Genomic DNA, 3,463 nt, shown 5'->3' on the forward strand with positions numbered 1-3,463 from the left:
GGCGCGGCCAGCGCGGGCGGCGGCCCTGGTCCGTGCGGTGCGGGTTTTGAGCCCGCACCGGACGTTCCTGGCGGCCCTGCGGACGGTCGTGGCCGGGTCGGTGGGGATGCGGGCGGTGCTTGCGTCGGCCGCGAGGGCCGGGACCGGCGAGGCGGGCAGTGCCTGCGCCGAGGCGGTGTCCGCCCAGACCCGGGTCACTGCCTCGGGCGTCCGGCGGTGAAGCATGCGTATACCCATGCCCGCAGTGTTGCGGCTGCGGAGGGTGCGGGGCGTTTTGACGGGGGCCACGTGAGTGACGGTCCCGCCGGGGGTTGAGCCGTCTTTGTGGTACCGGCACGGAATGGAGGATTCCGGCTTGCGCGGGCCGAGGGGTGCCGTATTCCCGACGGAATACGGCACCCCTGCACAGATGCGGCCCGGATGCGGCGGCTCCTGGGGCGTGGCTGCGCGGGCTAGTGCGCGGCCGACTCCCAGTCCGGGCCGACGCCGACCGAGACGTCCAGGGGGGCCCGGAGGGTCACGGCGCCGGACATCTCGTGGCGGACGATCTCCTCGACGCGGGCACGTTCGCCGGGGGCGATCTCCAGGACGATTTCGTCGTGGACCTGGAGCAGCATCCGGGACTTCAGGTCCGCGGCCCGCAGGGCGGTGTCCACCTTGAGCATGGCGATCTTGACGATGTCCGCCGCCGTGCCCTGGATGGGCGCGTTCAGGGCCATCCGCTCGGCGGCCTCGCGGCGCTGGCGGTTGTCGCTGTTGAGGTCGGGCAGATAGCGGCGGCGCCCGAAGACGGTCGCCGTGTAGCCCGTGGCCCGGGCCTCGTCCACGGCGCGGCGCAGGTAGTCGCGGACCCCGCCGAAGCGCTCGAAGTACGCGTCCATCAGGGCGCGGGACTCCCCCGCCTCGATGTTCAGCTGCTGGGAGAGGCCGAACGCGGACAGGCCGTACGCCAGGCCGTACGACATCGCCTTGATCTTGCGGCGCATCTCCGCGTCCACCGCGGCCGGCTCGACGCCGAAGACCTGGGCGGCGGCCGTGGTGTGCAGGTCCTCGCCGGAGGTGAACGCCCTGATCAGGCCCTCGTCCTCGGAGAGGTGCGCCATCACGCGCAGCTCGATCTGGCTGTAGTCGGCGGTCATCAGGGACTCGAAACCTTCGCCGACGACGAAGCCACGGCGGATCGCCCGGCCCTCGTCGGTGCGGACCGGGATGTTCTGGAGGTTCGGGTCCGTGGAGGACAGCCGGCCGGTCGCGGCCACCGTCTGGTTGAAGGTGGTGTGGATACGGCCGTCGCCCGCGATGGTCTTGATCAGGCCCTCGACGGTGACGCGGAGCTTGGCCTGCTCGCGGTGGCGGAGCATGATCACCGGCAGCTCGTTGTCCGTCTGGGTGGCGAGCCAGGCCAGGGCGTCGGCGTCCGTGGTGTAGCCGGTCTTGGTCTTCTTGGTCCTGGGCAGGGCCAGCTCGCCGAAGAGGACTTCCTGGAGCTGCTTGGGCGAGCCCAGGTTGAACTCGTGGCCCGCGGCCGCGTGCGCCTCCTTCACGGCCTGCTGCACCGCGCCCGCGAACATCTGCTCCATCGCGTCGAGGTGCGCGCGGTCCGCGGCGATGCCGTGCCGCTCCATGCGGGCGAGCAGGGCGGAGGTGGGCAGCTCCATGTCGCGCAGCAGATCGGCGGCGCCGACCTCCTCCAGGCGGCCCTCGAACGCCTCGCCGAGGTCCAGGACGGCACGGGCCTGGATCATCAGGGCCTCGGCCTCGGCGGCCTCGTCCGTGCCGAAGGCCAGCTGGCCGTCGGCCGCGGCGGCGGGGGCCAGCTCGCGGTGCAGGTACTCCAGGGACAGCGCGTCCAGGTCGAAGGAGCGCCGGCCGGGCTTGACCAGGTAGGCGGCGAGCGCGGTGTCCATGCGCACGCCCTCGATGCTCCAGCCGTGCTCGGCGAAGACGCGCATGGCGCCCTTGGCGTTGTGGAACACCTTGGGACGCTCGGCGTCCGCAAGCCAGGCCGCGAACGCGTTCTCGTCGGCCTCGTCCAGCTCCGCGGGGTCGAACCAGGCGGCCGCTCCCCCGGCCGCCGCCAGGGCGACCTCGGCGACCGAGCCGGCGCCCAGCGCCCAGGTGTCGACGGTGGCGACGCCCAGGAGCCCTGTGCCGTGCTCGGCGAGCCAGGGGGTCAGCTCGCCGGTGCGCAGGACGGTGCCGTCGACCTCGACGCCCTCGGTGGCGACCGGGGTGGTGTCGGCCTCCTCGGCGCCGGGGTCGACGGCGAAGAGGCGCTCGCGCAGGGACGGGTTGCGGATCTCCAGGGTGTCCAGGACCAGCGCGACGCCCTTGCGGTCGTACGGCGCGCGCTCCAGGTCGGTGACCGCCTTCGGCAGCTCGACCTGGCGCTCCAGCTCGGTGAGGACGCGGTTGAGCTTGACCGACTCCAGGTGGTCGCGGAGGTTCTGGCCCGCCTTGCCCTTGACCTCCTCGACGCGCTCGACCAGCTCGGCGAAGGAGCCGAACTGGTTGATCCACTTCGCGGCGGTCTTCTCGCCGACGCCGGGGATGCCGGGGAGGTTGTCGGACGGGTCGCCGCGCAGGGCGGCGAAGTCGGGGTACTGGGCGGGCGTCAAGCCGTACTTCTCCAGAACCTTCTCCGGGGTGAACCGGGTCAGCTCGGAGACACCCTTGGTCGGGTAGAGCACGGTGGTGTGCTCGCTGACCAGCTGGAAGGAGTCGCGGTCGCCGGTGACGATCAGTACGTCGAAGCCCTCGGCCTCGGCCTGGGTGGCGAGGGTGGCGATGATGTCGTCGGCCTCGAAGCCGTCGACGGCGAAGCGCGGCGCGTGCATCGCGTCCAGGAGCTCGCCGATCAGCTCGACCTGGCCCTTGAACTCGTCGGGGCTCTTGGAGCGGTTCGCCTTGTACTCGGTGAAGCGCTCGGAGCGCCAGGTCTTGCGGGAGACGTCGAAGGCCACCGCGAAGTGGGTGGGCGCCTCGTCACGCAGGGTGTTGGCCAGCATCGACGCGAAACCGTAGATCGCGTTCGTCGGCTGGCCCGTCGCGGTGGTGAAGTTCTCCGCGGGCAGCGCGAAGAACGCGCGGTAGGCCAGCGAGTGCCCGTCCATGAGCATCAGCCGGGGACGGGAGCCGCCAGGGGTCTTGTCGGTCTTCTTCGATGCTGTCTCTGCCACGCCACCGATCCTGCCACGCCCCACTGACACTCCGGACCGCGTGGGCCTCCGGTGGCCGGGCGGACGGCGCAGGGCGGACCCGGTTCGGCGCCACCGGGCCCGGCCCGAGGGGGCCTGCGGCGGGGCGAGCCGCCGCGGACCCCGGGGGGCTGCTCACGGGGCAGGGCCGTGAGGCGATCACGTACGACGACGGCGGCTGCCCGGCGACCGGACCGGGCGCCTCGGGGCGGCCCCGTATCGCCGGGAGGGCGGTCACGGGAAGGCGGTGAGCGGTGTCGGTGAGC

Annotated in this window: 1 protein-coding gene and 1 pseudogene; both read right to left on the reverse strand. The window is 72.5% G+C overall.

Going from position 1 to position 3,463, the window contains the following annotated elements:
• A pseudogene (locus CCN72_RS39940) lies at window positions 1-237 on the reverse strand (hypothetical protein); the annotation flags it as partial.
• Between the two features lie 215 nt (window positions 238-452).
• Window positions 453-3,179: a DNA polymerase I gene (gene polA / locus CCN72_RS09750; protein ID WP_086807162.1), complete on the reverse strand. Its 2,727-nt coding sequence runs from the start codon at window positions 3,177-3,179 to the stop codon at window positions 453-455.
• Window positions 3,180-3,463: the final 284 nt, after the last annotated feature.

This window comes from Streptomyces murinus (genome assembly GCF_002154555.1).
GTDB lineage: Bacteria > Actinomycetota > Actinomycetes > Streptomycetales > Streptomycetaceae > Streptomyces > Streptomyces murinus.